4 protein-coding genes are annotated in these 2,635 nt (G+C 69.2%); all 4 read right to left on the bottom strand.

Going from position 1 to position 2,635, the window contains the following annotated elements:
- Nucleotides 1-437: type 1 periplasmic-binding domain-containing protein (locus tag E1298_RS46030; protein WP_131903669.1), on the bottom strand; the 437-nt coding region annotated here is incomplete at its 3' end.
- Nucleotides 437-1,147, bottom strand: coding sequence for a 2OG-Fe(II) oxygenase (locus E1298_RS46025; RefSeq protein WP_131903668.1), 711 nt, complete (start codon nucleotides 1,145-1,147; stop codon nucleotides 437-439). The genes E1298_RS46030 and E1298_RS46025, both read right to left, overlap by 1 nt.
- 166 nt (nucleotides 1,148-1,313) lie before the next feature.
- The gene (locus E1298_RS46020; RefSeq protein ID WP_165975985.1) at nucleotides 1,314-1,526 is read right to left on the bottom strand and encodes a DUF397 domain-containing protein; all 213 of its coding nucleotides are present in this window, start codon (nucleotides 1,524-1,526) and stop codon (nucleotides 1,314-1,316) included.
- 229 nt (nucleotides 1,527-1,755) lie between these two features.
- A complete protein-coding gene (locus tag E1298_RS46015; RefSeq protein WP_131903666.1) occupies nucleotides 1,756-2,418 on the bottom strand; it encodes a DUF5753 domain-containing protein in 663 nt (220 codons plus the stop codon).
- Nucleotides 2,419-2,635 lie beyond the last annotated feature (217 nt).

Below are 2,635 nucleotides of genomic sequence, written 5' to 3'. Positions count from 1 at the left end.
TCCCAGCTGCGAACCCACCCGTCCCCGGCCACCCACGTCCCGCCGTCGGCGGTGGCGCCCCGCATGCCCTCCAGGGTCCCGCGTCCCGCCAGCGCCACCGCCTCCGCGCTGCCCGCGGACGCGAACCCGTACGTGCGCTCCGGCGCCCAGTCCGTGCTCTGCCGCAGCCGCCGGGCCATCCGCGCCCAGCCGGCCGGACGCGCCGCCACGATCCACGCGTCCGGCGGCCCCGCCGCGAACCGCCGCGCGAACCGCAGCCAGGACGCGGCCTCCTCGGGCCAGCCGACCACGTCCAGCACCACTCCGCCCCGCCGCTCCCACGCCTCGGCGAACATCCCGGCGGCCGCCCGGGACGCGTCGTCCCGCCCATGCCCGATCGTGACCACCTCCCCGGACACCATCCCCAGAAGGACGCGCAGCTCCGCCGCGTCCGGCATCACGCGGCGTCGTGGAAGACCAGGCCGAGCGTGTGCCGGTGGCCCGACCGCACGACGCTGACGCCGTGCCGGACCGGCGAGGCCGACCAGCCCCGCTTCGTCCGGACGGGCCGGTCCCGCGTGGTGAAGACCAGCCCGCACCCGCGGGGGAGCAGCGTCGCCGTCCCTCGCGACTGGGCCCGCGCGCGCTGCTCCACCATCAGGAACTCCCCGCCGGTGTAGTCGGCACCGGGCTCCTCCAGCCCGATCACGACCTGCAGCGGGAACACCAGGTCCCCGTACAGGTCGCGGTGCAGCGCGTTCCAGTCGTCCCGCCCGTACCGCAGCAGGATCGGCGTCGGCTTCGTCTGCCCGGCCGCGTGGCACATCCCCAGCCACTCCTCCAGCGTGTCCGGCCACGGCGCGGGCCGTCCGAGCCTGGCCGCCCACTCACGCGCGATCGGCAGCAGGCGGGGGTAGAGCGCCGTCCTCAGCTCCGAGACGATCTCCGGGAACGGCTCGGCGAAGTACCGGTACTGCCCGGCCCCGAACCGGTACCGCTCCATGTCGATCGTCGACCGGAACCGCCCGGCCTGCTCGTACAGCGCGGCCACCGCGGCGCACTCGTCCGCCGTCAGCAGCGGCGGGGTGAGCGCGCACCCGTAGGCGTCGACCTCCCCGGCCAGCCTCTCCCAACCGGCCTCCGCGACCCGATCCGCGTAGATCCCCATGCCTGCCCCCTCCGTAGCGCGTCGTCTCCCCGCTACAACACCGCTGACAGGAGAACCGCTGCACCCGGACCGGCTACGGAAGATCGTGAGCGCCCCGCCTCGCGCTGGGCCACGGTAAAGCGCCGGCCCTAGCAGTCAAGGGCCGGCGCTTGTCCACCGTGGTCGGCTACGGGAGATCGAGTGCTTCCGACTTGATCTGCCGCAGGATCGACTGCCAGGTGTCGGTGGAGAACAGCAGAATAGGACTTTCGTCCCCTCTGCCATCGCGGGCGCCCACCACTTCCGGGGTGAAACGCGCGATTTCGACGCAGCCGTCGGAACTGCCGCATGCGTTGCGCCAGGCCGGCGACGTGGTGGTCGATGAGGATGCGGACCGCATGAACGCCCTCTCTGAGTTGTTGAGTACAACAAGATGATTCTTGTCCGTTTTGGTGGGTCCGATCCACCGTCCCGGACCCGCCCAAGTAAAGATCATCTCGGTTGGAGACGAGGATAGCCAGGTCGCAATTATGTCGCAATTCCCCCTGGATGCTTTCTGGGATTGGCGCGAAGTCCCCTTTGCTGTGCCTTGTCGGATTCCTTGAGATGTCAGCCGGTTGGGGGCTCGTTCACCGGCCCCAGCGGTCACGGGCGATCCGGAGGACGCGGTCGAGGGACTCGTCCGGCGTCAGGGCCGCCGTGGCCAGGCTCTCCCAGGCCAGCCGGTAGAGATGGGTGGTGGAGTCATCACGGAATTCCGTCGCGGAGATGCTTTCCAGGAAAAGGACGTCCGGAAGTTCGGCATCGTATGCGGCGGAGAAGCTCATCAGCGTGAAGGACTCGACCATGATCGGTTCGCCCGCCGTTTCCAGAGGGATCAGCCCGATGGTCACATTGGGCAATCGCATGAGCTCCACGAGTCGCTCCAATTGCTCCTTCATGACGTCCGCGCCGCCGATACCGCGCATCAGCGCCGACTCATCGATCATGGCCGACAGTTCGAGCGGTGGGCGTCTGCTCAGCACATCCTGGCGTCGCATCCGTGCTTCCACGCGACGCTCCGTCACCCGGGGCGAGTCGGGAGAGATCGCGCTGATGCTGTGGATGACATGATGGGCGTAGGCGCGGGTTTGGAGCAGTCCGGGTAGGACGAAGTTCTGGTAGATCCGGATGTGCTGGGCCCCGTCCTCGTAGGCGATGTAGTCGCCCAACCCCTGGACGATGTCGTGGCGGAAGTCGAGCCACCAGCCGGGCTGGGTGGCCGCATGGGCCAGTGCGAGGATCTCCCCCATATGGGACTCCTCGACGCCGTACAGTTCCAGAAGGAGCCGGACATCCGAGACGCGGGCGCCGATCCTGGCGTTCTCGATGCGGCTGACCTTGAGGTCTTTCCAACCTCAGTTGGCGTGATGGTGCAGGGCGAGGATCGCCTGGACGATCGCGGTCAGGCGGCTTGGTGAGCAGCGAGCCTTCCGCAGGATGCACCAGCTCTTGAGGGTGGCGGCGCCC

It is taken from the genome of Actinomadura rubrisoli, from assembly GCF_004349215.1.
GTDB classification, from domain to species: domain Bacteria; phylum Actinomycetota; class Actinomycetes; order Streptosporangiales; family Streptosporangiaceae; genus Spirillospora; species Spirillospora rubrisoli.
This window is presented reverse-complemented; position numbering and strand designations above follow the sequence as displayed.

Coding starts and splice junctions, on each gene's coding strand:
- E1298_RS46025 (WP_131903668.1), bottom strand. CDS start 1,147: ATGGGGATCTACGCGGATCGGGTCGCGGAGGCCGGTTGGGAGAGGCTG.
- E1298_RS46015 (WP_131903666.1), bottom strand. CDS start 2,418: ATGGGGGAGATCCTCGCACTGGCCCATGCGGCCACCCAGCCCGGCTGG.
- E1298_RS46020 (WP_165975985.1), bottom strand. CDS start 1,526: ATGCGGTCCGCATCCTCATCGACCACCACGTCGCCGGCCTGGCGCAAC.